19 protein-coding genes are annotated in these 26866 nt (G+C 71.1%); 14 read left to right on the forward strand and 5 right to left on the reverse strand.

Annotated features, from left to right (window positions below):
• Positions 1-97: 97 nt before the first annotated feature.
• Complete coding sequence (locus ACZ7L7_RS35355; RefSeq protein WP_472077903.1) at positions 98-940, forward strand: MEDS domain-containing protein; 843 nt, start codon at positions 98-100, stop codon at positions 938-940.
• A 3-nt stretch (positions 941-943) separates the two neighbouring features.
• Here ACZ7L7_RS35355 and ACZ7L7_RS35360 read toward each other — a convergent pair whose 3' ends face one another.
• A complete protein-coding gene (locus ACZ7L7_RS35360) occupies positions 944-1993 on the reverse strand; it encodes a MerR family transcriptional regulator (protein WP_453602141.1) in 1050 nt (349 codons plus the stop codon).
• A 205-nt stretch (positions 1994-2198) separates the two neighbouring features.
• Here ACZ7L7_RS35360 and ACZ7L7_RS35365 point away from each other — a divergent pair, with 205 nt between their 5' ends.
• The 9 genes from ACZ7L7_RS35365 (at position 2199) to ACZ7L7_RS35405 (ending at position 17922) form a co-directional block, all read left to right on the forward strand.
• Positions 2199-3080, forward strand: coding sequence for an ATP-grasp domain-containing protein (locus tag ACZ7L7_RS35365; protein WP_285511255.1), 882 nt, complete (start codon positions 2199-2201; stop codon positions 3078-3080).
• 59 nt (positions 3081-3139) lie between these two features.
• Positions 3140-5407, forward strand: coding sequence for an ATP-binding protein (locus ACZ7L7_RS35370; protein ID WP_472077904.1), 2268 nt, complete (start codon positions 3140-3142; stop codon positions 5405-5407).
• Positions 5408-5804: 397 nt separating this feature from the next.
• Positions 5805-7256, forward strand: a complete 1452-nt coding sequence (locus tag ACZ7L7_RS35375; RefSeq protein WP_472077905.1) for an acyl-CoA synthetase — start codon at positions 5805-5807, stop codon at positions 7254-7256.
• The gene (locus tag ACZ7L7_RS35380; RefSeq protein WP_472077906.1) at positions 7249-8580 is read left to right on the forward strand and encodes a carboxyl transferase domain-containing protein; all 1332 of its coding nucleotides are present in this window, start codon (positions 7249-7251) and stop codon (positions 8578-8580) included. The genes ACZ7L7_RS35375 and ACZ7L7_RS35380 overlap by 8 nt, the downstream gene beginning before the upstream one ends.
• Before the next feature lie 122 nt (positions 8581-8702).
• On the forward strand, positions 8703-9314 hold the full coding sequence (locus ACZ7L7_RS35385; protein ID WP_453602153.1) for a CU044_2847 family protein: 612 nt from the start codon (positions 8703-8705) through the stop codon (positions 9312-9314).
• On the forward strand, positions 9314-10972 hold the full coding sequence (locus ACZ7L7_RS35390; protein ID WP_472077915.1) for a VMAP-C domain-containing protein: 1659 nt from the start codon (positions 9314-9316) through the stop codon (positions 10970-10972). The genes ACZ7L7_RS35385 and ACZ7L7_RS35390 overlap by 1 nt, the downstream gene beginning before the upstream one ends.
• A 17-nt stretch (positions 10973-10989) precedes the next feature.
• Positions 10990-12048 (forward strand): AAA family ATPase, encoded by a 1059-nt coding sequence (locus ACZ7L7_RS35395; RefSeq protein WP_472077907.1) that lies wholly within the window; start codon positions 10990-10992, stop codon positions 12046-12048.
• A complete protein-coding gene (locus ACZ7L7_RS35400; RefSeq protein ID WP_472077908.1) occupies positions 12038-16741 on the forward strand; it encodes an SAV_2336 N-terminal domain-related protein in 4704 nt (1567 codons plus the stop codon). The genes ACZ7L7_RS35395 and ACZ7L7_RS35400 overlap by 11 nt, the downstream gene beginning before the upstream one ends.
• Before the next feature lie 143 nt (positions 16742-16884).
• Positions 16885-17922, forward strand: coding sequence for a rod shape-determining protein (locus ACZ7L7_RS35405; RefSeq protein WP_093718229.1), 1038 nt, complete (start codon positions 16885-16887; stop codon positions 17920-17922).
• Positions 17923-17979: 57 nt separating this feature from the next.
• On the opposite strand, the gene ACZ7L7_RS35410 is transcribed toward ACZ7L7_RS35405, so the two are convergent.
• Together ACZ7L7_RS35410 and ACZ7L7_RS35415 are read right to left on the reverse strand one after the other, a co-directional pair.
• On the reverse strand, positions 17980-18132 hold the full coding sequence (locus tag ACZ7L7_RS35410) for a hypothetical protein (RefSeq protein WP_285511249.1): 153 nt from the start codon (positions 18130-18132) through the stop codon (positions 17980-17982).
• Positions 18129-18356 (reverse strand): hypothetical protein, encoded by a 228-nt coding sequence (locus tag ACZ7L7_RS35415; RefSeq protein ID WP_285511248.1) that lies wholly within the window; start codon positions 18354-18356, stop codon positions 18129-18131. The genes ACZ7L7_RS35410 and ACZ7L7_RS35415 overlap by 4 nt, the downstream gene beginning before the upstream one ends.
• A gap of 1205 nt (positions 18357-19561) precedes the next feature.
• Here ACZ7L7_RS35415 and ACZ7L7_RS35420 point away from each other — a divergent pair.
• The 4 genes from ACZ7L7_RS35420 (at position 19562) to ACZ7L7_RS35435 (ending at position 24430) form a co-directional block, all read left to right on the forward strand.
• The gene (locus ACZ7L7_RS35420) at positions 19562-19759 is read left to right on the forward strand and encodes a hypothetical protein (protein ID WP_472077909.1); all 198 of its coding nucleotides are present in this window, start codon (positions 19562-19564) and stop codon (positions 19757-19759) included.
• Positions 19760-19933: 174 nt separating this feature from the next.
• Positions 19934-20701, forward strand: a complete 768-nt coding sequence (locus ACZ7L7_RS35425; RefSeq protein ID WP_191883966.1) for a GIY-YIG nuclease family protein — start codon at positions 19934-19936, stop codon at positions 20699-20701.
• 113 nt (positions 20702-20814) lie between these two features.
• Positions 20815-22695: a ParB N-terminal domain-containing protein gene (locus ACZ7L7_RS35430; RefSeq protein ID WP_472077910.1), complete on the forward strand. Its 1881-nt coding sequence runs from the start codon at positions 20815-20817 to the stop codon at positions 22693-22695.
• 247 nt (positions 22696-22942) lie between these two features.
• Entirely contained in the window at positions 22943-24430 is a 1488-nt protein-coding gene (locus ACZ7L7_RS35435) for a hypothetical protein (RefSeq protein WP_472077911.1), read from the forward strand.
• Between the two features lie 167 nt (positions 24431-24597).
• Here the strand turns inward: ACZ7L7_RS35435 and ACZ7L7_RS35440 are convergent, their stop codons facing one another.
• A complete protein-coding gene (locus ACZ7L7_RS35440) occupies positions 24598-26244 on the reverse strand; it encodes a DUF4192 family protein (RefSeq protein ID WP_472077912.1) in 1647 nt (548 codons plus the stop codon).
• Entirely contained in the window at positions 26241-26768 is a 528-nt protein-coding gene (locus tag ACZ7L7_RS35445; protein WP_472077913.1) for a hypothetical protein, read from the reverse strand. Before ACZ7L7_RS35445 ends, ACZ7L7_RS35440 begins: the two co-directional genes overlap by 4 nt.
• Positions 26769-26866 lie beyond the last annotated feature (98 nt).

Consider the following 26866-nt stretch of genomic DNA (forward strand, 5'->3'; position numbering starts at 1 on the left):
GATCACTCGTCGCCCCCCTCCTCTCTCAACCCGCACTCCATCCGAACATCCACGATCATCCAGGTGGCCTTGCGGCATCTGTGCCTAATGTCGCGCCATGGAGCTTCCCGATCGGTCCGAGCGGACCCTGGCCGTCGAGCGGCTGCAACTGGGCGATCACGCCTGTCTGGAGACGGGCGACGGCGAGACCACCTGGGCGGTGTTCACCGCCTACACCCGCACCAGCCTCGCCCGCCGGGAGAAGGTCCTGCTGGTCATGGACCCGGACGACCTCCAGGACGACGAGGTCGTCGCCCTGCTCGACCGGTCCGGGACCGCCGCCTCGCAGGCCCGGGCGAGCGGGCAGCTGGCGCTCCGGCGCAGCCCGCAGGTCTACCTGCCGGACGGCAGCTTCGACAAGGAGCGCACCGTCGAGGTGTACCGGGCCGAGGTCGAGCGCGCCCGCCAGGAGGGCTGGGCCGGGCTGCGGATCAGCGCGGACATGGGGTGGGCGGCACGGGCGGGCGTCGCCGAGGAACTGCTGCTGGACTACGAGGCGTCGGTGGCACCGCTCTTCGCCGACCCCCTGTTCACCGCGATCTGCTGGTACGACCGCCAGCGCTTCGGCCGCGGCCTGCTGGACGGCGTGTCCCGGGTCCACCCCCTGCGGATCGCGGACCCCGCCGACGCGCGCGCCGACTACGTGGAGACCCTGCGCGAGGCGATCGCCCACCAGGACACCTCCCACCCCACCCGGATCTCCCTCGACCTGCGCGGCCTGTGCTTCATGGAGGCCCACTGCGCCTGGCAGCTCATCAGCCTCGCCGCCTCCCTGCCGTCCGGCAGCCAGGTCAGCGTGCGCTGCGGCGAACTGCTCGCGCTGGTCCTGCGCCAGCTCGGAGCGGACAGCGCGCCGCAGCTGGTGCTGGACGTGGCGGCGGAAGGGGAGACGGTCGCCTGAGGCTCAGGCCGCCGCCTCCACCACGTCCGCGACGACACAGCTGACGTTGTCGGGGCCGCCCGCCGCGTTCGCCGCGTCGATCAGCGCGCGTACGGCGGTGTCCGGGTCCGGGGCGGTGCCCAGCTCCTCGCGGATACGGGCGTCGGTGACCACCGTGGACAGCCCGTCGGAACAGAGCAGGTAGCGGTCGCCGGCGGCCGCGTCCTGGAGCCGCAGGTCCGGCACCGGGGCCCCGGCCGAGGAGAGGGACTTCAGCAGCAGGGAGCGCTGCGGGTGGCTGACCGCCTCCTCCGGGGTGAGCCGTCCCTCGTCGATCAGGGACTGCACCACCGTGTGGTCGTGGGTGATGCGGAACAGGGCGCCGTCGCGCAGCAGATAGGCGCGCGAGTCGCCGATGTGCACCAGCGCCAGCCGCGAGCCCGTCCACAGCAGGGCGGTCAGGGTGGTCCCGGCCTCCTCGGTGATCCCGCGCGCGGCCTCCCGAGCCGCCTCCTCCAACAGGTTCAGCACGTTCCCGGCGGGCAGCTCCGAGGCCTCCAGACGGCGCAGCGCCGCCACCGCCGCGCTGCTCGCGGGGCCGCCGTCGGGGCCGTAGCCGTCGGCGACCGCGAGCAGGCGGCTGCCCGCGTACGCCGTGTCCTGGTTGGCGGGGCGGACCAGGCCGCGGTCCGAGTGGGCCGAGTGACGCAGTCGAAGCATGGTGGTGTCCTCTCTCGACGTCGTGGTGAGCCGGTCGATCAGGAACGCGGCCAGGTCCCGTCGTACGGCCGTCTCGGCCTCCACCTCCGCCCAGTACGCCCGGATCTCCCGGGCCGCCGCCCGCGGGGGCAGTGCGCCGACCTCGCGGATGCGGGCCAGCGGCATGCCGATGCGACGCAGCCAGGCGACCAGGCGGGCCTGTTCGAGCTGACCGGGCGCGTAGTAGCGGTAGCCGGTCTCCGGGTCGACCCGGGCGGGGCGCAGCAGGCCGAGTTCGTCGTACAGGCGCAGGGCCTTGGGCGACAGGCGGCAGGCCCGCGCGAAGGCGCCGATGGTGAGCATGTCCTCCGCCATGGGGTCCCCCGGTCGTGTCGGTTGGGCCGGTCGGGCCGGTCGGGCCGGTTGCGTCGATCCTGCCGGTCCTGTCGGTCCTTCCGGTCCTGTCGGTTCCTGGCCCTGATGCTGGGGCTTCACCGAGGGTGAAGGTCAATTCGGTTGCCGCGGTTCCCGGACCCGTGGTTAGCCTGCGGGCGGCCCGTCCCCGACCCTGGAGCCCGCCGTGCCCCGCATAGCACTGGTCACCTACGACCCCCGGCCCGAGCCGAACCACGACCGCGATCTGCCGGTGCTGCGGGACGCCCTCGCCGCCGCCGGGGCCGGGGCGGACATCGTGTTCTGGGACGACGAGAGCGTCGACTGGGCCGCCTACGATCTCGCCCTGATCCGGTCGACCTGGGACTACAGCCTGCGCAACGCCGAGTTCGTGGCGTGGGCGGAGCGGTGCGGCAAGGCGACCCGGCTGGCGAACCCGGCGCCGGTGGTGCGCTGGAACACCGACAAGCGCTACCTCGGGGACCTCGCCGCGGCCGGGGTGCCGGTCGTACCCACGCGCTACCTCGCCCCGGGCGCCGCCGCGGACCTGCCCGAGGACCACGAGTACGTCATCAAGCCCACCTCCGGCGCCGGTGCCCGTTACGCCGCCCGCCACACCCCCGAGGGGCGCGCGGAGGCCGTACGGCATCTGGCGCGGCTGCACGAGGAGGGGTTCACGGCGATGGTGCAGCCCTATGTGCGCGCCATCGACGCCCGGGGCGAGCGGGCGCTGCAGTTCTTCGGCGGGCGGCTGCTGCACGCCAGCCGCAAGCGGGCGGTCCTGGCGCCCGGTACCGCCTTCGACGCGGCGAAGGTCGCCCACCCCGGCCTGGAGCCGTGGACGCCCGAGCCCGCGGAACTGGCCGTCGCCGAGCGGGCGCTGGCCGCCGTACCGGACGCCGAGGGGCTGCTGTACGCGCGGGTGGACCTGGTCGACGGGGACGACGGACAGCCGCTGCTGATGGAGCTGGAGCTGGTCGAGCCGAATCTGTTCCTGTTCCTGCACCCGGGGTCGCTCGACCGGGTCGTGGAGGCCGTACTGGCCCAGGCGCGGCGCGGTCACCCGTAGGGGGCGGGAAATACGGGAACCTGACGTTCCGTCGGGATCATGTGCTTACCCTGGGGCTCGTGGGCGGATCCCATGAGCGGCGCACCTGCGGCTTTCCGGCGGAGCTGACCAGCTTCGTGGGGCGACGGGACGAATCGGCGGACGTCAGACGGCTGTTGAGCGAGGGCCGACTGGTCACGCTGACCGGTCCGGGCGGGGTCGGCAAGACCCGGCTGGCCTCGCACGTGGCCAAGCAGATCGCGCGGACGTTCACACACGGGGTGTGGCTGGTGCAGCTGGCCGCGCTGAGCGACGAGGCGTTCGTGCCGCACGCCGTGGCCGACGCGCTCGGTGTGCGCAACGAGACCGGACGGCCCGCGCTGGACGTCCTGGTGGAGCACTTACGAGGCCGGGTCCTGCTGCTCGTCCTCGACAACTGCGAGCATGTACTGCGCAGTTGCGCGCTGCTGGCCGAGACCCTGCTGGCCGCGACCGAGGGCGTGCGGGTCCTGGCGACCAGCAGGCACCGGCTCGGTCTGGCCGGCGAGCAGCTCTACGTCGTACCGCCGCTGCCCGCGCCCGGCCCGGAGGAGCTGGACGCCTCGGCCGTCGAGCACTTCCCCGCGCTGCGGCTGTTCGCGGACCGGGCGGCGGCCGTGGTGCCCGGGTTCACCGTCGGCGAGGGCAACCAGCACGCCGTGGCGCGGCTGTGCCGTCGGCTCGACGGGCTGCCGCTCGCCATCGAACTGGCCGCGGTACGGGTGCGGGCGCTCGGCGTGGACCAGCTCGTGGCCCGCCTCGACGACCGCTACCACCTGCTCACCGGGGGCAGCCCGGCCTCCGCGCCCCGCCACCGCACGCTGCGCTCGGCGGTCGACTGGAGCCATGAACTGTGCACACCGCAGGAGCAGTTGGTGTGGGCGTGGCTGTCGGTGTTCGTCGGCGCCTTCGACCTGGCGGCGGCCGAGGCGGTGTGCGGCGGGGAGGGGCTCGGCGCGACGGACGTCCTGGACGCGGTGGCGGGGCTGGTCGACAAGTCGGTGCTGGTACGGGAGGAGCGCGGCGGGCAGGTCCGCTACCGGCTGCTGGTCTCGCTGCGGGACTACGGCCTGGAGAAGCTCGCGGAGATCGGCGAGGTGACCGTCACCCGGCGGCGGCACCGGGACTACTTCGCGCGGCTGGCCACGGCGTACGAGGCGGGCTGGTTCGGGCCCGACCAGGTCTTTGTCACCGAGCGGCTGCGGCTGGACCAGGACGACTTCCGGGCCGCGCTGGACTTCTGCCTGACCACGCCGGGCGAGGCGCAGGCCGGGCTGCGGCTGGCGGCGTCCCTGTGGTTCCACTGGGTGGCGGGCGGCAGCTGGGGCGAGGGCCGGCACTGGCTGGACCGCGCGCTCAGGTCCGGGGCCCGGCCGGACGCGGCGCTGACCCGGGCCATGTGGGCGGGCGCGCTGATGTCGCTGGTGCACACCCGCTCCGCCGCCGTCCTGACCGGCGTCGACCCGCCGCACCATGTCCCGGCCGCCGACGCCGAACTCCCGGTGCCCGCGCCCCCGCCGATCCCCACCGGCGCCTACGGCACCGACCGCGCCGCGACCACGGACGTCGGCTTCGTCGTGCTGACCCGGATCGAGCTGGCCTGCACCCTGGTCAGCCGGGGCCGGGCGGGCGAGGCGATCGGGCTGTGCGCCGAGGCGGTCGCCGTGTGCGAGGCGCACGGCGAACAGTGGGCCCGCACCTGGGCGCTGCGCACCCTGGGGCTCGCGCACTGGTCGCTGGGCGCGTACGACAGGGCCGCCGAACAGGCACGGGCCTGTCTGCGGCTCCCGTACACCGCGCGGCAGCGCGCCAGTCTCGCCCGCACCCTGGACCTCCTCGCCGCCGCGGAGGCCCTCGCCGGGCGGGCCGAGCAGGCGGCGGTGCTGCGCGGCGCCGTGGACCGTGTCTGGCAGGACATCGGCGGCGACCCCACGCGGGCGCGCGGCGCGGGCGGTACCTCCGCGGCCGAACGCCACGCCCGCCGCGCCCTGGGCGGACCGGCCTACGACCGCGCCTACCGCCGCGGCGCCGCCCTCTCCCGCAACGACGCCATCGCCTACGCCCTGGGCCGCCCCCGCCGCCCCACGACCGGCACCTCCACCTCCCCCGACACGCGGCCCCTGACCCGCCGGGAGGCGGAGGTGGCGGCCCTGGTGGCCCGGGGTCTGACCAACCGGCAGATCGCCGAGGAACTGGTCATCGCCCAGCGGACGGCCGAGGGGCATGTGGAACGCATCCTGGTCAAGCTCGGCTTCAGCAAACGCAGCCAACTGGCCACGTGGTTCACGGCTCGGTCGGGGGGTGGGTGAGCCGGGGGCGTGGGGGCGGGCCGACGGCACGGAGGCGGCCCGACCGCGGGCAGACGGCCCGACCGCACGGAGGCACGGAGGCGGCCCGACCGCGGGCAGACGGCCCGGTGGCGCGGCCCGTCCAGCACCCCCAAGTGGCGGAAATGGGTCACGCGGCGACACGGAACAGCCGAACGCCACGCCCCGCACCGCGCCCGAACCCGCCACTTGGTCCCCCCTTCCGGCGGCGGCCCGCCGTGACCCGGCCTGCACCGGCGGGGTGAGAAGCGGCACAGCGGCGCATCCGCGGGCGGAATCTCCCGCCTGACGACCGTGGTCCGGGGCATCGTGGTGCCCTGACGGTGTCGGAGACCGACCGACTGTCGGAGACCGACCGACTGTTAAGGAGATACGACGCGTGTCCTCTCTCTTTCCGGCCCTGGCCGACGGTCCGCACGAGCGTGTCGCGCTGCGGTTCGGTGAGCGGTCGCTGACGTACGGGCGGCTGGCCGCCGCCACCGGCACTCTCGCGGACCGGATCGCCGGGCAGCGCAGGGTCGCCGTGTGGGCGACGCCGGCGCTGGAGACCGCCGTCGCCGTGGTGGCGATCCTGGAGGCGGGGATCGCCGCCGTGCCGCTCAACCCGAAGTCCGGGGAGAAGGAACTGGCGCACATCCTGTCCGACAGCGCACCCGGACTCGTACTCGCCGCCCCCGGCGACGAACTCCCCGACGCACTCAAGGAGTTCGACCGGGTCGATGTCGAACTGAACGCAGAAGCGGCCGCGCCCCGGCCCGTCGCCGAGGCGTCCGGTGAGGACCCCGCCCTCGTCGTCTACACCTCCGGCACCACCGGCCCGCCCAAGGGCGCCGTCCTCCCCCGCCGGGCCCTCGCGCACACCCTGGACGCGCTGGCCGACGCCTGGCAGTGGACGGAGGACGACGTGCTGGTGCACGGACTGCCGCTGTTCCATGTGCACGGGCTCGTGCTCGGCATCCTCGGCCCGCTCCGCCGGGGCGGTTCCGTCCGGCACCTCGGCAGGTTCAGCCCCGAGGGCGTGGCCCGCGAGCTGAGCGACGGCGCGACCATGCTCTTCGGTGTGCCGACGATGTACCACCGCATCGCCCAGGCCCTCCCCGACGACCCTGAACTCGCGCGGGCGCTGGGCGGGGCACGCCTGCTGGTGTCCGGCTCGGCCGCGCTGCCGGTGCACGACCACGAACGGATCGCGGCGGCCACCGGGCGCCGGGTGATCGAGCGGTACGGCATGACCGAGACGCTGATGAACACCAGCATCCGCGCCGGCAGCGAGGCCCGCCCGGGCACGGTCGGCGTGCCGCTGCCGGGCACGGAACTGCGGCTGGTGGAGGAGGACGGCACCCCGATCACGGCGTTGGACGGGGAGACGGTGGGCGAGATCCAGGTGCGCGGGCCGAACCTGTTCACCGAGTACCTCAACCGGCCCGACGCCACCGAGGCCGCGTTCACCGAGGACGGCTGGTTCCGCACCGGTGACATGGCGGTGCGCGACCCCGACGGCTACGTCCGCATCGTGGGCCGCAAGGCCACCGACCTGATCAAGAGCGGCGGTTACAAGATCGGCGCCGGTGAGATCGAGAACGCGCTGCTGGAGCACCCCGGGGTGCGGGAGGCGGCAGTGACCGGGGAGCCGGACGACGACCTCGGCGAGCGGATCGTGGCCTGGGTGGTTCCGGCGGACCCCGAGAAGCCGCCCACGGCCGAGGAGTTGGCCGATCACGTGGCCCGGCGCCTGGCCCCGCACAAGCGGCCCCGGACCGTGCACTACCTGGACGTCCTCCCCCGCAACGACATGGGCAAGATCATGAAGCGGGCGCTGGGCCGTGACTGACCGCCTGCACGCGCGGGAGTTCCTGCAGCTCGTCACCGACGACTTCACCGAACTCCCGCCTCCGGGACGGGAGTTGGTACCCGACGGCCCGATCGGCTGGCGCGGCTACGACGGCTCCCGGCTGCGCGCCGCCGAGCGCACCGGCGAGGAGGAGTCCGTGGTGTGCGGCACCGGCCGCGTCGAGGGCACCCGCGCGGTCCTGATCGTGTTCGAGTTCGGCTACCTCGGCGGCTCGCTCGGCGAACGCACCGGCGACCGGCTGGAGGCGGCCTACGCGCACGCCCGCCGCTACCGCCTCCCCGTCGTACCGCTGATCGCCACCGGCGGCAGCCGGATGCAGGAGGGCATGCTCGCGCTCACCCAACTCCAGCGTGTGGCCCGCCAGTCGGTGCTCACCCGGCAGGCGGGCCTGGCGCAGATCGCCGTGCTGCGGGACCCGACGACCGGCGGCGGCTGGGCCACCCTGGGCGCGGGCGCCGACGTCGTCCTGGCGCTGCCCGGCGCCCAGGTGGGCTTCGCGGGCTCCCGGGTCCGCCCGGCGGACGCCGACCCGGCCGCGTACACGGCGGAGGCCCAGGTCGCGATCGGCGCGGCGGACGCGCTCGTCCCGCCGCAGGAACTGCGGGCGACGCTCGGCCGCTGGCTGCGGCTGCTGACCGCCGACTCCGACGCCCCGGCCCCGGTGCCGACCGCGCTCGGCGCGGCCGACCTCCCGGCCACCGGCTGGGACGCGGTACGGCGCGCCCGCGCACCGGAACGCCCGCGCGCCGACGCCTACTTGGACGCCTACTTCACCCACCGCGAGGACATCGTCGGCGACCGCGCGGGCGGCCTCGACCCGGACGGCATGCGCTGCGGCTTCGGCACCCGCGAGGGCCGTACGGTCGCCTACGCGGCGCAGACCGGGGCGGCCACCCGCCCCGCCGGGTACCGTACGGCCGCACGGCTGATCCGGCTCGCGGACCGGCTCGGCATTCCGGTGCTGACCCTGGTGGACACCCCGGGTGCCGCCAACGACGCGGACGCCGAGCGGGAGGGCGCGGGCGCGGCCATCGCGGACCTGTTCGCGGCGGTGGCCGCCGCACGCACCCCGATCACCACGCTGGTCATCGGCGAGGGCGGCTCGGGCGGGGCGCTGGCGCTGGCCGCGCCGGGCAACACCTGGGCCGCGCCGGACAGTTACTTCTCGGTGATCGCTCCGGAGCTGGCCGCGGCGATCCTCAAGCGCCCGGCCACCGAGGTGGAGGCGACCGCGGACCAACTCCGCATCCGTCCGCAGGACTTGGCCGAACTGGGAGTGATCCGCGGCATCGCTCCGGCCTGACCGCCCGAACCGGCGGGCCCGCCGCGATCCGGCCCGTGCGGTTCGGGCGACAGGACGAGTACCGTCCGTAACAATGGATTTAGCCGGAGTCACAAGGACCGCACGGGGGAGCACACCACGCCATGGACGGGCTGATGGAGTTCAAGACCGACGACGGTGCCGTCGTGGTCGTCGAGGGCATCGAGGACGAGTCGGGCGCCCGGCTGGTCTCGCGCGAGGACGGCCCGGCCCGGGCGGCCCGCACCTTCGAGGGCGCCCTGGGCGGGGTGCGCGCGGCGGCCGAGTCCGCGCTCAGAGTGTTCCGGGACGGCTCCCTGCGGCCCGACGCGGTGGAGCTGGAGTTCGGTGTGAAGCTCACCGCGGAGTCCGGCGCGATCATCGCCAAGGGAGCCGCGGAAGGGCACCTGGTGGTCCGGCTGAGCTGGACACCGGGACAGAGCGGTCCGGCTTCGCTGGCCGAGCCGGGGCAGATCGCCTCGGCTCCGGAGGCCGCGCAGGGGCGGACCGGGCCGGCTGCGGAGGCCGCACCGCGACAGACCACCCCGGCTCCGGAGACCGCACCGGGACAGACGGGCCCGGTTCCGGCAGCCTTGCCAGGACAGACGGGCCCGGCCCCAGAGACCGCACCGCGACAGACGGGCCCGGCCCCGGAGACCGCACCGCGACAGACGGGCCCGGTTCCGGCAGCCTTGCCAGGACAGACCACCCCGGCTCCGGAGGCCCCCGCGCAGTGATCGGCGGCACCGCCTGGCACGCCCGCGTCGAGTGCGGCACCGAGGTGGGCGCGGGCTTCCTGGTCTCCGGCCGCCACGTACTGACCTGCGCCCATGTGGTGCGGCGGCGGGAGCAGGACCGGGTCGTCGTCAGTTTCCCCGGGTGCCGCGAGCTGACCGGGATACCGGCGAGCGTCGCCGTGCACGGCGGCTGGCAGGGCGGGCCCACCGACCCGGGCGACCTCGCCGTACTCGAACTCGACCGCGAAGTGCCGCTGGCACCGGCCGAGTTCGCCGAGCCCGGCGAGGAGCGGGAGCACGGCGAGCTGATCGCGTACGGCTTCCCCAAGGGGTACGACGAGGGCATGCTCGCCTCCTACCGGGCGCTACCGGGGCCGCTGATCTCCGACGAGTGGGCCCAGTTGGAGGCGCTGACCGGACACGGGCAGCCGCTGGCACCGGGGTTCAGCGGGGCGGCTGCGGCCCTGGCGGACGGCAGGGTGGTCGGGATGGTGTCGACGGTCGCGGGCGGCCGGGACGTCCGGGTGGGCCGCATGCTGCCGACCGAGGTCCTGGTCCGCTACTGGCCCGAGCTGTGCGAGCGGATCCCCGCCTCCGACCACCGCCCCGAGGCGGTGCGGCGGCTGTACGCGCTGGTGCGGCGGGCGGTCGCCGAGGGCCTGGGCTGCGCCCCGGACCGGCTGTACGTGGACGCCGTGGGCACGTTCGGGCCGCCGCTGCCGGACGGCGGCTTCGCCTCGCTTGGCGCGGCGGCCGGGTACGTGATGTGGGAGGTGCCGGGCACGGACGCGGTGACCCGGTTCGCGCAGCGGCTCCAGGACCTCCTCGACGCCCCGCCCGCGCCCCGGGCCGCGGCGCCCGCCTGGTCGCCGATCCTCGTCGAGATCGACCACAGCGGCGCCGGGGCCGACCAGGTCACCGTGGAGGTCTCCGCGTACCGGGACGGCCACCGGCGCCGCGTGGACTCCCGCCGGCTGCCGCGCGCCGCCGTACGGGAGTTCGTGCAGCGGCGCGTGGACGACGCCTTCGGCCAACTGGCACCGGACGCGGAGGAGCTGGTGACGTTCGTCCTGCCGCGCGAGTGGCTGAACGAGCCGGTGGCTCACTGGGAGTGCGGCCCCGAGGACTCCACCCCGCTCGGCTGCGCCCACCCCCTGGTCGTGGTGGACCGCTCCCGGTACCGCAGCGGGCGCCTGCGGCACCAGCTGGCCAAGAAGTGGCAGAAGCTGGAGGCCCGTGCGGAGGCCCGGCTGCACCGCGTGGACTGCGGCGGCCGGGAACGCCCGGCGGGCCTGCGCAAACGCCTGCACGACGAGGACGCCGACCTCGCCGGGTTCTCCTACCCGCCCGGTGCGGCCCGCCCGCACTTCGAGGCCGGCCTCAACACCCCGGTCCCGGTGCTGCTGTGGCCGCGCACGGGCTGCACGGACCCCGGTCACGACGGCCCCTGCGCGGGCACCGCGTTCCTCGACGAACTGACCGCCGACGTCACCGGCGTGCCGCCCGCCGAACTGCCGCGCCAGGTCATGGAGTTGCGGATGACCGCGGAGGCGGACGACGACCCGGACCGGCACTGGGCCAAGGACGTCCAGCTCCTGTGGGACGACCCGCGCTGCTTCCCCCAGCCCGCCGCCGGCCTGCACTCCCCCGTCCACTGACCAGGAGAGAATCCGCCATGCCCCTGTGGCCCGTCTACACCGGCACCAACGAGCCGCACGACGGCATCGCCGAGCTGCCCCCACCGCCGCCCTGGCGGGCCTTCGACGGCGGCCCCGCGCTCCCGGCACCGGACACCTCCGCCGACACCGCCGCCGTCTCCCCGGACCGCACCCACCGCGCCGCGACCTACCGGGCCACCGAGGAGACCGTCCAGCTCGTCAACGCCGCCCTCTACCTGCGCCGCCCCCTGCTGGTCACCGGCCCGCCCGGCACCGGCAAGTCCTCCCTCGTCTACGCCGTCGCCCGCGAGCTGAAGCTCGGCCCGGTCCTGCGCTGGAACATCACCAGCCGCTCCACCCTCCACGACGGCCTCTACCAGTACGACCCGCTCTCCCGCCTCTACGCGGCCCGGCACGCCACCGCCCCCACCGACACCGGAGCCGGAACCGACACCGGCACCGGCACCGGCACCGGCACCGGAACCGGAACCGGAACCGGCATCGAGGACCACCTCCGCCTCGGCCCCCTCGGCACCTCCCTGCTCCCCTACGAACGCCCCCGCGCCCTGCTCATCGACGAGATCGACAAGAGCGACCTGGACCTGCCCAACGACCTGCTGAACGTGCTGGAGGAGGGCCAGTACGAGATCCCCGAACTGATCCGGGGCGGCCCGGTCGCCCAGGTGCTGGTGGACGGCGGCGACGCGCGCGTCCCGGTGGAACGCGGCCGGGTACGGTGCCGGGCCTTCCCCTTCGTCGTACTCACCAGCAACGGCGAGCGCGAGTTCCCGCCCGCCTTCCTGCGCCGCTGCGTCACCCTGCGGCTGCGCCAGCCCGACGACGACCGGCTCGCCGACATCGTCCGCGCCCACTTCGGCGAGGAGCCCGACGCCTACGCGCAGACCCTGATCAGCCGCTTCCTGTCCCGCGTCGGCGGCGGCGACCTGGCCACCGACCAGCTCCTGAACGCCATCTACCTGGCTCGCTCCAGCGACCTCGACGCCGACTCCCTCGACGAACTCGCCGAACGGCTCATGCCCTACCTCTCGGAGGCCCAGCACACCGATGCCTTCTGAGCGCCGCGCCTCGCCCCTCGTCCGCCTGGCCGACGTCCTGGCCGAGGCGGGCGGCGGCGTACGCCCGACCGCGCTCGAACTGGCGGAACTGCTGTGGCTGGCAAGGCAGATGGAGGAACCGGCTCCTCCCGTACCGGCGGCGGAGGAACCGGTACGGCGGACTCCGGTGGAGGAAGCAGCACAGCCCGAACTCCCCCCGGAACCGTCGCAGCCCGTGGAGTCCGCACCGCCGGTGGCCCCCACGGAACCCCCACGCGCCCCGCTCCACCTCCCCACCACCCCCGCGAAGCCGACGGCCCCCGAACCCCACGCCGCCCTCCTCGCCCCGGCCCCGCCGATGCTCCACCACCCCCTCGCCCTGCAACGCTCCCTGCGCCCCCTCAAACGCCGCACCGCCGCCCCCGACCGCCTCGAACTGGACGAGCGGGCCACCGCCGACCGCATCGCCCGCCTGGGCGCGGAGCCGGAGTGGTGGCTGCCGGTACTGCGCCCCGCCCAGGAACGCTGGCTGAGCCTGAACCTCCTCTACGACACCGGCCCCACGATGCCGGTCTGGCGCCCCCTGATCCGCGAACTGCACACGGCGCTCGCCCAGTCGGGCATCTTCCGCACGATCACCGCGCGCCCGGCCGCCCCCGACGGCACCGTCCACCGCTCCGCCGCCCACGCCCCCGCCGACGGCCGCACGGTCACCCTCCTGATCAGCGACTGCATGGGCCCGCAGTGGCGCCCCGGCCCGGCGGGGACCCTGTGGTACACCACCCTGCGCCGCTGGGCGCACCGGATGCCGCTGGCCGTGGTGCAGCCCCTGCCGGAACACCTCTGGCGGGACACCGCCCTGCCCGCCGCCCCCGGCCTGCTGAGCGCCCCGCACCCGGCGGCCCCCAACTCCGCCCTGTCCTTCGAGGCGTACGACGAGACCACGACCGGCAGCGGTGCGCCACTGCCGGTCCTGGAACCGGACCCGCGCTGGCTGGCGAACTGGGCTTCCCTGGTGGCGGCACCCGGCGGACAGGGCTTCCCGGGCTCGGTGGGCCGGCTGGGCGGCCCCGTGGACACGACGGACCGCACGGACTTCGGCACGCTGACGGCGGAGGAGTTGGTGCTGCGCTTCCGGGCCTCGGCCACCACCCAGGCCGTACGGCTGGCCGGGCATCTGGCGCTCGGGCGGGCGGACCTGCCGGTGATGCGGCTGGTACAGGCGGCACTGGAGCCGCGCCCGCGCCCGCAGCACCTGGCCGAGGTGATCCTCAGCGGCATGCTGGCGAAGGTGCCGGGACCGCCGGGAAGCTACGACTTCCGGCCCGGCGTACGGGAGTTGCTGCTGCGCAGCCTCCCGCGCACGGCCCGACGCGGCACGAGCGACCTCCTCTCCCGGCTGGGCGCCCTGATCGACGACCGGGCCGGGGTGTCGGCGGGAGAGATCCGGGCGACGACGCCGATGACGAACGGGACGCTCACCGAGACCCGCAGTGATCCCATCGCGACGGTGGCGGAGGAGACACGGGACCGGCTGGTGGGGCGGCCGGACCGCGGACAGGTGCTGGGTGGGCGGTACCGGTTGGTCGAGGGGGTCGGCGAGGGCGGGTACCTGTGGCGGGGGGAGGTCGTCGAGACCGGGACGCCGGTGGTGGTGTCGGTGTTCCCGGCGCACAGTGATCCGGAGCGGGTGGAGGACTTCCTGCGGGATGCGGAGGCGCTGAAGTCGCGGCGGCCGGAGAACGTGGTGACGGTCTATGACTTCGGGGTTGAGGACGGTCAGCAGTACGTCGTCATGGAGCATGTGGACGGGGTCGCGCTGAACTCCCTTGACTGGACGGGCGCTCTGCGGCTTCCACCGCCGCTCTTGGTGTCCACGGTAAGCCAACTGGCCCGCGCGATCTCCGGGATGCACGAGGCGGGCGTTCCGCACGGACGCCTCGACACCGGCCGGATCATGCTCCTGCCGGACGGCACCGTACGGCTGACCCTCTGCAACCTGGGCTACCGGGGGCAGGCACCGTATGCCATCGACCTGCGTACCGTTGGCGATCTGGTGTTCCGGCTGGTGTCGAGCACCTACCTGATCTCCAGGCACAGCCTCTCACCCGACAAGTTGGACGGACTGCCGGGCTCCCTGCGCCCCTCGTTTGCCCGAGCACTGCGCCTGCTGATGTCAAGCGTCCACGAGGAGCAGCATGCTGGCATGCGGGAGCTCCAGCACGACGTGTTCGTCCGCCACGCGTGGAAGGCGCACGATCCCCTCTACTACTCCCTGCTGGGCCGGGTCTCCGCCCGCCGGGGATCGGGGCAACCCGTTGCCACCGGCTCGCCCCAGGAACAGGCGATGCTGGCCATGCTGCTCCTGCACCACGGCCGCACGTTCACCCACACCCAGCTCACCGAGGGCATCTGGGGACCCCAAGCCCCCGAGGGCAACCCCGAGTTGCTGCTACGCTCCTACGCCTCCCGCCTGCGCAACGCCCTCGGCCCCGGCGTCCTGGCCACCACGTCCAACGGCTACGCCCTCCACACCAGCGCCGACTTCGTGGACGTCATCACCTGCCAGAAGCTGGTGGAGCAGGCGGAGCGGCAGCGCGCGGAGGGCGAACTCGCCTCCGCGCGCACCACGGTGGACGAGGCGCTGAACCTCTGGCGCGGCGAGGTACTGGACGGCGTCCCCGGCCCCGCCGCCGCGGCCGCCCGCTCCCGCTTCCAGCAACTGCGCCTCACCCTCGCCGCGACCCGCGCCGAACTCGACCTGGAACTCGGCGAGTTCGAACGCGCAGCCACCGACCTCGACGCCCTCCTCCGCACCCACCCCCACCGCGAGGACCTGCGCCGCCTGTACCTGCTCGCCCTCCAGCGCCAGGGCCGCACGGACAAGGCCCTGGAGGCGTTCGAGGAGTACGAGGTTTCTGGGGGCGACAACCCCGAACTGCTGGCCATGGGGCACGAGTTGCGCGAGGCGCTCGGGGTGCGGGGGCCGGATCGGGAGCCTGAGGATCCCCCGCTGCTGGGCAAGGACGAGCCGGACCGGCTCCTCGTCGAGGGGCATTCGGACGACGAGGCACCCAAGACCGAGCAACGCGACTGCGCACGCTTCGAGTTCACGGAGGGCAGGCCGGCCAGTGAGGCGATGGAGTCGCTGCGCCGCATGGTCGGTTCCCTGGTGGCGGTCAGTGGCCTTACCCCGGACCAGTACCAGCTGGTGCAGTCCGACTGGGGTGTGACCGCACGTATGGAGCCGTATGTGGTCGGGGCTCGCCTCCTGCGGGCGACGCTGGACCGCCTCGCCGAGCACCTGCCCACTCTTGGGGGCCTGCGGCTCGGCGTCACCTTCTGGCAGGCCCGTCTGAGGGACAACGCCGAGATCGCCGATGACCGGCCGGACTTCGGAATGGTCAGAGCCGCCCTGCACGCGACTCAAGGGCAGGCGATTGTCGCGCTGTCGGACTTCTGGCACTACACGGAGGTCGTCGGCGGCGAGGCCGCGGACCCACGTGACTTCCATCGGCTCAGCGAGGACGGCGGGTGGTACCGCCTGTTCGAGCGGGTCGCCGGTGTGCGCCTTCCGGCGGAGGGAAGGGCGGTGCGCGGCCCGTTCCGGCTCCCGCACACCGGGGAGTTCCCGGAGCCGGTCGACGACAGCCAGGTCATCGTGCTGGCCCTCGACGACGGTGGACTCGCCTTCACGGACTCACCGTCCGTCCGTCAAGCGCCCGCCGCCGTCCGCGCCAGGTGGCGCTATTTCGAGGTCGACCTGCGAGAGCGGCGACTGCAGGACCTCGGGCCGTCGAGGGTCTCCGTGTCCTGGCGGGTGGAGGACCCGCTCCGAGCCGCCGAGAGCCCCGCACTCGACCTGCCCAAGATGCTCAACGAGGCGCTGGCCGCGGCCTATCGCGACGGCGATCTGCGAACGGCTCTGGCGCGCTGGCGCGTACCGGGGTACGAGGTGCTGTGGACGCTGCCCCGGGCGCTGCGGAGACCCGCCGTGATCCAGTCAGGTACGCAGAGCGGCACGCCGCAGGAGCTCATTCGTCACGCGCAGGTGGTTCTGCTCGCATTCGACGAGGTCCTGACGCAGCTGTACTCGCCGGAAGAGGAACGGGAAGTGTTCCAGGACGTCGCAGGGATGCTGGTGGAGGAACGCGACCCCGCGGATGCGCTGTCGGGGGTGCCGTTGCCGTCGATCGGGCCCGCGGACCACGTCGACACGCTCAGTCTTCTGCGGGCGTTCGCCGGACACAAACTGGCCGCCGAGGTGCGCGAGGTGGTGGACCTGCACGACATCCGGGCGGCCCGCCGTGCCCGGCCCACTCTTCATTCCGGCGAGTTGCTGCGGGTGCTGGCGGCCCACCGGGCCCGGCCGACCGTGGTAGCCGACCGCTCGGCGAGCGCGGTGGCCTCGTATCTGCGGCGAAGCAACCTTTCGCGCCACGTGCAGGGACGCGTGTTCGGCCGCCCGGCCAACCTCTCCAGGATGACGCCCCACCCGTACGTCCTGCTGGAGGCGCTCGACCGTCTGCGCGCCCAGGCGCCGGAGTGTGTCCTGATCGCCTCCACCACCACCGAGCAGGCCGCCGCACGAGCCATCGGCATGCCGTTCATCGGCTACGCCCCCACCGGCTCACGCCACCTTCGCACGGGGGACGACAACGCACGCCTCGTCTCCAGCCTCATCCCCCTCATCGAAGCCGCCCTCTCCCGCTGACGCGCCCGCCGGAGAAGGCAAACCCCCCATTCAGCCGCTCCCCACCCGGCCCACCCCAACACGCGCCCCCCTCCCCACCCGCGCACGATGCGAGAGAGGCCCGCCGCTCGGCGGTCCAGGTCCGTGCTCTCGGGAGGCCCGCCATGACCGCCAGTCTGGAGCAGCTGCGCCGCTGCCACTTCGCCGTCGATCTCGGCGCGGCGAGGACGCGGGTGTACGTGAAGGGCGCCGGGCTCGTCGTCGACCAGCCCTCGGCCGCCGCCGTGAACACCCGTACCGGCGCGCTGATCGCGGTGGGCGAGTTCGCGGAGAAGATGACCGGCCGTACACCCCACTACATCCGCGTCGTGCGTCCCGTCTCCGGCGGCACCGTCGTGGACATCGAGATGGCGCAGCGCATGCTGCGGCACCTGCTCGGCGACAAGGTGCGCCGCGCCCTGCGCCGCAAGCCCCGGCTGCGCGCGGCGGCGTGCACCCCGCACGACGCCGATCCGCTGGCGCAGCGGGCGGCGATCGAGACCCTGGTCGGGCTGGGCGCGCGCCGGGTGGAGCTGGTGGACACGCTGATCGCGGCGGCCGTGGGCTGCGGGCTGCCGGTGGAGCGGCCGGAAGCCACCATGATCATGGTGTGCGGGGCGGCGGCGACCCAGGTGGCCGTGCTGTCGCTGGGTTCGATCGTGACGGCCGAGCGGATCGGGGTGGGCGGCGAGGCGGTGGACCACGCGATCGTCCAGCACCTGCGCCACCAGCACGAGCTGGTGCTCCCGAGCCAGTCGGTACGGCCCCTGCAGCTCGCCCTGTCCGGCAACGGGCTCACCCCGCACGGCCCGGCGTCGACGGAGATCCACGGCAGGGACGTGGCGACGGGCCTGGCGCGCTCGGTACAGGTGGACACGGCCGCCGTCCGCAACGCCATTCAGACCCCGCTGACCGCCGTGCTCGACGGCATCGGGAAGGTGCTGCGGGACTGCCCGCCGGACCTGGTCGCCGACCTGGCGGACCGGGGGATCATGATGGTCGGCGGCAGCGCGCTGCTGCCCGGGTTCGACCAGATGCTGCGGCAGGCCACGGGCATGCCGGTGCACATCGCCGAACGCCCGGACGTGTGCGCGGTCCAGGGACTCGGCACGATGCTGGAGGGCCGGATCGAGCCCCTCACCCTGGACCCGCTGGCGACCTGAGCCCAGAGCCACGGCCCACAGCCACAGCCCACAGCCCGCACGACAGTTCAGTACGAGTCAGTACGGGGTCGTACCGCCCCACACGCCCGTCGCGGTGAAGCGCTCCGGCTCCGCCGACGGGCCGGTCAGGTCCCAGCCCCGCGCCGCGGTCCAGGCGTCGCCGTAGTACGTGTCCCGGTAGGGCTCCCCCGCGTCCCCGACAACCGTCACGACCGCTCCGCGCTGCCCTTCGCGCCGCATCCGGTCGAGTACCCGGAACGCCCCCACAGACAGCTTCCCGAGGACGGACCGGCCATCAGCCCGGTGACCGTGCGCAGATACCGCATGGCCGCCACGCTCGCCGCGTCCGGCACCGGAATGACGAGGTCGGCGACGGTCGGGGCGAACGCGGGCTCCATGCGCGGCCGTCCGATGCCCCCGATGCGCGTGGGCATGCCGGTGCTGTATCCGGGGAAGTCCGCGGCCCAGCCGGGGAAGTAAGCCGAGTCCTCTCGATCGACGACGGCCAGCCGGGTCCCCGCCCCGCGCACCCTCACATGCCTGCCGACGCCTGCCACGATCCGGACGGGCTACCCCTCCCCCGCCTTCTCCAGGTCGTCAGGTTCCGCGCTCCGAGCCTCCACGCGCCTCTCCGGTCGACGGCGTCCCCGACCCGCTCCAGATGGTCCAGCCAGTGGCCGCCGGACTCCTCGGCGAGGGAGCGGGTCTTGTCATGGACGGCGAGCCGGGGGTCGTAGGGGGCGACAGCGGCCGCCCTGCTCCTCGAGCCTGCGCCGCTTGGCCGCCGAGGTCCTGCCCGGTACGACAGCCGTGTACGGCCATCCCACACGCGCGCGAAGTGGGCCTGGGCCACGGCCATATTGCCGCTGGTCGCCTCGTACAAATGGGTGTTGGGCCCGATCCGGCCGGCCCGTAACGAGGCCAGGACCAGGTCGCGGGCCGGTCCGTGCTTGGGGCTGCCGGTGGGCCGCCGCGACTCGTCCTTCCGATACGGCGCCGAGCCGGGTGGTCCGGCGAGCGGGAAGGCCCGCAGCGGGGTGGGCGGTTCGGCGGCCCGGTCGGCCTCCAGGCGCTCGTCACTCCGTTCCAGGGTGAACTCCAGGAGCGGCCAGCAGGACGTAGCGGCTTCGGATGAACGGCGCCCGCACGCGGGACGCCACGCGCGGCTGCCGGCCGGGCGCCCTCGGGAGGGCAGCTCCTCAGCTCAGAACGTTTCTTCGAGCGGCGCGTGGTGGGGCGGGTGGGACTCGAACCCACGGCCGGCGGATTATGAGTCCTTTGAGGATCGTCCGCGATCTTCCTGATCCTGCCGTGCGTTACCCGTTTTCGCAGGTCAGAGCCGTTGTCTCGTACGCCTGAGCCCCTTGTCCTTCCTGATCCTTCCGTGCCCTTCCGGTCCCTCGCGGGTCCCTGGGCACCGTACGGGTCCCTGGGAGGTCCCTTTGCCGAGCCCCTGAACGAGCGGTGAGAGAGCTGCGGTCCCGTCTGGTTCGCGAAGGTGCTGGTCGCCGCTGCGAGAGGCGCCCCGATCGATCTTGAGCGCAGCGGAGTGCCTTACCGATGTAAAGGCGCTGCCTCCACCCGGGGAGGCCTGTGCTTCTCCGCAGGTCAGCGCGATACAGCAGCGTAATCCAAGAACATGCTGATGGCCGGCGTGCTGCCGGTCACCGCGAAGCACGGCAAGCGGCGGCGCGAGGAGCCGATTGCTCAGCTCTACGAGCAGGGGCGCGTCCATCATGTCGGCGAATGGCCTGTGCTGGAGCAGCAGATGGTGACGTGGGTTGCTGGCATGGACAGCCCAGACCGCATGGACGCCGCCGTGCACGCGTTGACATAGCTCCCCGAGTCTCAGCTGAGCGGGGCGTCCCACACTCCGTAACACGACCAGCGCCTCTCAAGGCGCCGGTAATCAGTTGCTCACAAGCAGATACAGCGGCCAAGAACTGGCTGCTACAGTGCCAACAACCAGCAACTGGCCCGTGGAGCGGCTAAGTTGGCACAGGAGGCCTGATTGTACGCGTCGTTCAAGTTGGACTTGTTGAGCGTGCGGCAATACCTCTCGCTGTCACGGACTGCCCGCCGAGGAATGATTCCGGCACAACCTGGCATCTACATCTGGACAGCTGACCTCCGAGATCTGGCGCTGAGTGCCTTCGAGCGCGACGCCAACGATGTGTTCGAGGACCTTCAAACCCGAATCGCTCCGCAAGACGGGCCGCCCCTCGAAGCTGGCATGGTGGGTAAGTACAGACACATTGCAATTCAAGATCGCCCGCCGGCGCTAACTGGTGCTTCGTCATCTCGGTTGAGCGAGATGATAATGGAGAAGAACATCCATCTTGAGTGGGCCTTGCTCTGTGCGACTGTTTTCCAGCGGCCCCTCTATGTCGGCAAGGCAGTCAACCTGTCAACACGGATCCGGCAACACTTGCGGTCGGGCTCTAAACTCAGCCGTGGGCTTGAGCAGCTCAATCTCACACCCGGCGACTGCACCGTAGTCCTACTACCCGTCCAGCCCCCAGACGATGTATTCGAACTCGCCGCATCCCTGCGGCAGCGCACAGACTCTCCGGACGCAGATGAAGAAGACCTCGACGCCGACATTGAAGATTTTCTAGATGATGGAAGCGACGAGGATGACTTTGACGAATTCGATGCAGAAGAGGAACTGCCGCCCGATGCTCCTGTCGAGCTGAGGCAAGCTGATCAGTTGGTACGCCTTGCTGAATCGCTGACTATCCGCCTCGCCCACCCGCTGCTGAATGAAAAGATGGACTGAGAATGAGCCTCTCAGCGATGAGTCGCCGACGGCAAGCCTACACGGGCCAGTACGCCTTCGTGCGGGGAGAATACGCCATCGGAGATGAGCGAGTGCCGTACTACGCCATCTCCATGACCGTAACTGAAGCCACTCGATACCTACAGCTGGCGCGTGATCTGGCAATCACCGATCGTCAGCCGGTCAACTTCGAAGAACTATTCCAACGGGCGGTTGACGACGAACGTGCTGCGGGTCCGATCAGGACTTACCTGCTTCAGCCTGGTTCCCTTAAATTCTTCAACTCGTTCACAGTAGTTCTCCTCCCAGTCGATCCAGGCAACCGCAATGCGGTGATGGAGACGTATGAGGATGATCCATCAGGCCCTGATGACGCTCCATACGAGGGAATGGAGCGCAATACGATCGGTCCAGTGCTGATTGATTCACTACCGAACCAAGAAGTTGGATACCTCCGCTGGAATACCGAGCGAGCGCATGCCGTAATCCTCGATGGACAACATCGATTCCTTGCACTACGGAAGATTCTCGACTCGGCACAGCGCGGACTACTCAGCCCGAACGAGACCAGAATCCCAGTTCTTGTTCTGGTACTGGATCCCAGAGCAGGATTCACTCCTCCCACCGAGCAATCCAGCAATGTGCTACTCGCTTGCCGCAGCATCTTCGTCGCGCTGAACAAGCACGCGGTTTCCGTATCGAAAGCTCGGACTTACCTTCTCGATGATCAAGATCTGGTGTCCGTTACCGTACGGCGCTTAATTGCCTCAGAGCTTGGTGGAGACGCCGACAGTGAAGCATCGTTGAAGCGAATCCCCCTCGCCCTGGTCGACTGGCATTCAGATCAAGCCAAATTTGACCAGAGTCTCTACTTGACGACAGTGCTTTCCCTTTATGAGACCGTCAAGACGATCTATCCACCTCGCTGCGACGACACCGATTACGAGAAACTGGAAGAGTTCGTCAGAGACGTAACTGCACGGGTCGACCCTCCTGCGGGTCTACGCTGGGACGAGATCGAACTCAAGAAGAAGATCCGTGCAGCGCGGCTAGAGGAACGTCCGTTTGCGTTCGCACCTGAAGAAGTTGCCGCGATCAGTGAAGCATTCGCCGATGGAATCGGCCAAAATCTAGTGCGCCCCCTGCTTCAGTTGAAGCCCTATGCAGAACTCCGCGAACGCTACGCGGCGGCTGGGTTTATTGGCGGTGACCACGAACTGTGGCTGGGCTCTGACAACGACACGAAGAAGGCCATCGAAACCAGAACTGGCGAGAATCCCAACACTAAGGCAAACGAAATCTCGGAGAGCGTTAAGGCCGACAATCTAGCGTTCCTCGTGGTATTTCAACGAGGCCTCCTCTTGTCAGCCTTCGGGGCCGACCAGGCTCGCGAGGATCTAAAAGAGATCTGGTCGGTGGATTCAGAACGCTTCTCAGTGCTCAACGAGTGGATCAATCGCACGAACCAGCGAATCGTTCCGAAATTGAAGGATCCAGACTTCTGGATTGGCACAGGTATCGGCCCAGATCGAAACATCAACTTCACTAAAGTTGGAACCAAAGGCATCAAGGGCCTAGCCCTTCTGGCTACCCTTTGCCCCCTGGAAGAGCTGAAAAAGGAAGCATCAGCCTGGGCCAGCGGACTTCCTCGCACCGAGGAGGATGCGCCAGCATGGGAACTCGTCAGAGCTACGAGCATCCCTTACCTTGAGTCTGACCGGGCCTACACCGATGCTGGAACTCCCGAACTACGAATGGCTGCCTACCAATGGCTGGCAGAGCAGTTCAGCAGAATCTCTCCAGGACGAGTAGCTGGCGGAGTGATGGCGGCAATCATACGAGAAGCCTGCATGGACCTCCGCAAGGCGGTTGAGGCTCACATTAAGAAGGAAGTCCGCGCTACAGGCGGAGAGAGCCCAGACAGAGAAACGCTGCGACAAGCAGCGATTCTGCTGGGGGCTCGTCGACTCGCCGCGCTCGCAAGCATGGGCTGACGAAAAAGGCCCCGCCCCCTTCGCCCGGGGTAGAGCCGCGCGACTTTGTGCAGGTCAGTCGCTTGGACCCAGGTTACTGCTGCGCCGTGGCCTCATGGGAAGCTCGATCTCTTCGGTGAATTCGGCCACTCACGGGGGTCACCTTGCTGTCCAGTGCGTTCCCATGCACGGCTGTCACCGGTACCACTGTGAGGGCATCACCACCGCCCCTATTGTGGTCTGCCTTGATCCCTTGTGAACTTGTCGCATGTACCGCTGGAAAGCGTTGAACGATCGACAACTCACGCTCCTCAGGAAGATTGCTGCCGGCGAGGATCCCGGCGCCCAGGATCCAAGCATGCGACGGTCAACCTACGCGCTGCGCGATCGGGGTCTCGTGACGGTCAGCCGCCGGGGTGGCAGCTGGCGGGCGGACGTCACTGAGGCGGGTCGGTTCTATCTGGAGCACGGTCATCATCCGGAGCATCCGGCGCGTGGGCGCACTGCTGCTGGCGAGTCGAAGGCCCCGGTGGCCGTGGCGAAGGGCAGGGTCCGCGGCTCCACGACAACGGCGACAGCTCATGGGAGTAAGCCGACGACGACACACAAGAAGCAGCCAACGCCGTACAGCGAAAGGCCCATCCCCGTCGTACGCCGTGCAAAAGCGACCAAGCTCATGGAGCAATTGGTCGCCGAGCGCCATGTGGTCATATCAGAGCCTGACGAGAATGAGATCACCGAGTGGCGACGTGTCATCGACTTCGCTAAGCGGCACAAACTCGCGCCGGCGGGCAAACGCATCGAGAAGCAGCGACTGTGGAACGCGGGCCGTGATCTGCAAATCTCGTTGGTAGACGGCCCACATGCCAACTCTGGGCGGAGGTCCCCAGAGGAGAACCCGCGGGTTTCAGTCCCCGCACAGTTGCGCTCACCGCACCGCGTCGTGGCGGCCTTGCGAGACAGCGAGCGCCGGCTTCTTATGCCGCCCTCTCTGCGTCGCCGTGCTTTGCTTCTGCTGCAAGGGCTCGCAGCAGAGGCGGAACGCCGGGGATACAGGGTACGCGAGCAGCGGGTCCCTGAGCGTGACCACCGTTCAGCGCACTATTACAACGGCCGGTACTTCCCCGCGAGTTGTCGGGAAGGGGTGCTGGAGATCGTTATCGACGGCTTCACCAGCTGCGTCACTATCAAGCAGGAGTTTCCCCAGTCTGCCGATCCAGACCGCTCTCAGCAGCTCGCTCTGGACATCGGGTACAGCCGGTCCAAGAGGCAGCACCACTGGGGCGACCGCAAGCGGTCGAAACTCGAGGACGTCCTCGGGATCGTGCTCCGGGAACTGGAGACTCGCGCGGTCGAGGAGCAGCAGAGGAAGCTGGATGAGGAACGCGCGAAGGAAGAGCGCCGCATCAGCTGGGAAGCGGCCATGGCTACCGCCAGAGAGAAGGCTGCGCAGGCTCGCTTCGCAACGATTCTCCGTGAGCAGGCAAGGCAGTGGCAGGATGCACACGCGCTCCGCCAGTACTGCGACGCTCTGGAGCGCAGGATCAATGTAGCGGCGGACGAGGACGTCGACGTCGAATCGGCTCGTGTCTGGTTGCGGTGGGCGCGCGACTACGCGGAGACCCTCGACCCGCTGACACAACTACCGACCATGCCGTACGGGCTGACGTTCGAGCCGGAAGATCTCAAGCCGCACCTCAACGGGTGGAGTCCCTACGGTCCGGAGGCGCACGCATCGGCTTGGAGCACTTTCTGAGGGGAGGCGTGCCTCGCCTTTGTATAGAGCGAGCATCGCTAGCCGCACTCCTGACCGATGCGACAGGGCCGCGCCGTCTGCACCCGAGAGCGCGCCCCTGTCGGCGGTGAGCAGCCATGGGGTCTCCAGGCGGGTGGCCCCGGCAGTTGCCGGGGCCACGGTGTCGGTCAAAGGGTGTCAATGTCCGGGCGGCTTGCGGCGAACTCCGCCGCCGCGTCGCGGTACGTCGCCAGAAGCCGGGCCGGGTCGCACTGCATGCGGATGCCGTCTAGCAGCAGCTTGGCCATCGTGTAGCCGGGGTAGATGTCGAGGGCTTCGGTGAAGGCATGGCTCGCGGTGACGGTGTCGCCCTGTCGCCAGGCGACCCATCCGAGGAGGGTGAGGAGGGGCGGTGCCTTTCCGGTGTGCGGCGGCACGCAGCGCCGGACGAGGTAGCCCCACAGTTGCCGCTCGTAGGGAAGGTCGCTCTCCTCGCCGGTGGACAGTGCGGCGTCCCTGGTGTGCGGGTCTTGCAGGCCGAGAATGATGCGGGCGGCGATCTCATCCTTGAGCTGGGGACGGCCGTTGCGGAAGTCGGCCAAGGCTCCGTTGATGATGTCGATAGTGCTGTGGCGGGCGAGGAGACGCTCGTCTTCGGTCAGGACCTGGTCGTAGTGGTGGCTGGTGGCTGCGTCGAGGGCTTCGCGGAAGCACACCGCGGTGGTGTCGGTGACGGGGCGGTACTCGCTGGCGACCTCGACGGCGTGCCGGAGGTGTGCCGCGCGGTGGGCATGGCCCTCGCGGGCGGAGGCGAGCCAGTCTCGGGGGTCTTCGCCGTCGATGGCGCCGAGGTGTATGCCGGTGGCCAGCTCGTAGTCGGGGTCGGTGGTGATGGCGTCGCGCAAGGCGAGCCGCGCTGCGATGAGGTCGCCTTGCCGCCAGGCGACGAACGCGAACAGCGTCAGTATGGGCACGCCCTCCGGTTTGCACGGTTCGGCGCAGTGCCGGGCGAGGTAGGCCCAGAGGCGTCGGGCGTGGGGAAGGTCGCCGTCCTCCGCGTGCGCCATGCCGGCCTCCACGGCGGCGTCGTCCTGCAGGCCGACGATGAGCTGCGTGGTTAGCGCGCGGCTGAGGACGGTCGCGCCGTCACGGAACCGGCTCATGGCGGCGTCGATCTGCTCCAACGTCAACGCGAGCGTCGCGTCTCGTCCAGCGTTAGTCGCGGACCGCGAGTTGAAGTGGTCTGCGGCGGTGTGCAGGTCCTTGAGGAAGGCGGGGTCCGCCGTGGCCCGGAACTCCTTGATGATGTCGCGGGTGCGGGGGCCCGGGGTGCAACCAAGGCGGGTCATCTGCGCGACGACGCTGTTGGGGTCGTCGGGCGACGGGAGCAGCTCGCCCTCGCAGCACCCGTCGATGTCGCACTCGTAGGCCCACCACCGGTTCGCGACGAGCCCGATCGTCTGGAGGACGGTGGCGCGGTGCTCCACGAACTCGTTCGTGAGCCAGGTGCCGACGGGGGCGAGGAGCGCGGCGGTCTCCTCGGGGCTCTGGTCGGGGCGCGGTTCGCGGCAGAGGTAGATGATGACGCCCTCAGCGAGGTCATGGCCGCGGTCGTGGGCGTAGGCCACGAACTGGCGGGCGGCGTGCTCGGCGGTGGCCTGCCACTCGGCGCTGTCGTCGGGGAGGGGGCACGTCATGGTCGGCCCGTCGTGGAAGTTCGGGCCGGGGGCGTGGAGGGCGATGCTGTCGTCCGGGTAGTGCCCGAGGAGGTACGGCAGGATCTGGGCGAGGTTGGGCAGGCTGGTGACCTGCACGGTGTTGTCGGGCGTGCTCACTTCTGGGGTCCTTCCTTCTGCGATGCGGTGTCGGGCTGCCCGATACGGGCGGGCGGCGCGGGGGCGGGCATGCCGCGTGGCTTGTTCGTGAGGGCGGGGAGCAGCCGTTCGCGGACGAGCGCGGCGAGGTCGGCTGCCAGGGCTTTGCTGGTGCGGGTGGTCAGGACGGCGTGCCAGGTGCGGCCGGGCTGGAGCCGGGCGTCGTTGGCGGCTTGTGCTTCGGCTTGCTCGATGTCGGTGCCGTCGGGGATCGGCGGCAGGTCGGGACCTGCGGTGATCCAGGTCTGGATGGCGAGGCCGCGGTCCTGGACGCGGAGGCCGATGCGGTGGCCGTCGGGGTGCCGGTAGGCGGCGGTGCGGTCGGGGGTGTCGGTGTCCTCCTTGCTCCACGGCGGGTTGAGGGTGGGGGCGATCTGGTCGAGGGGCGGCAGGTCGATCTCGTCGCGGGGTCCGGCGAAGGCCGGGCGTCGGCGGCGCGGCGCCGGGGTGGTGCCGGGTCGGTCGAAGGGATCTGGTTCGGTCACGCGGCCCTACCTTCTTGAGTGCATCCCGTGAGTTCGCGACTCTGGGACTGCGCGGGTGGGGCAGGGATGGTTTTCATGCTGGCTGCCTCCGATGGCTC

The sequence above is a fragment of the Streptomyces sp. NPDC110618 genome (assembly GCF_055657065.1).